This is a genomic window from Bradyrhizobium sp. NBAIM08 (assembly GCF_020193935.1).
In the GTDB taxonomy this organism is placed as follows: Bacteria; Pseudomonadota; Alphaproteobacteria; order Rhizobiales; family Xanthobacteraceae; genus Bradyrhizobium; species Bradyrhizobium yuanmingense.
Genome location: NZ_JADYVR010000564.1, coordinates 1 through 429 on the forward strand (window position 1 = coordinate 1; position 429 = coordinate 429).

The window sequence follows — 429 nt, forward strand, 5'->3', positions numbered from 1 at the left end:
TGCCCGGCTGGCGGCACTGTCCTTCGCGGTGTCGAGCGGCGGCACGACGAGCACGGTGCGGGTGGGCGAGCAGGTTGCCGTCGAACCCGGCCTCGCGGCCGGAACGGCCTTCAGGCTGGCCGCCTCACCCGAGAGCTGGTCTGCCTTCGCCGATGCTGTTCCTCCTGTCGGCTTCCAGAGCCTGGTCGGCATGCAGCGGGTCGGGCATCTCCAGGTCGAGGGCGACTTGCTGGTCTACGGCCGCAACCTCCTGTTCCTGGAGCAGCTCTTCGCCGTGCTCCGTCCGTCGCCTGCGCCGCAGCGTCCTGCTCCCGTCGGTGAACCCGTCATCGAGCCCGTGATCGGTCGCTACCTGCGCCTGGATCTCAACGGCCAGCCGCACCGGATCTACTTTGAAGAGGCGGGTGAGGGCATTCCGTTGCTCTGCCT

General features: G+C 68.8%; 1 pseudogene. It reads left to right on the forward strand.

The features are described 5' to 3' along the window. Positions 1–7: 7 nt before the first annotated feature. Positions 8–429, forward strand: a pseudogene (locus I6F37_RS40970) (hypothetical protein); the annotation flags it as partial.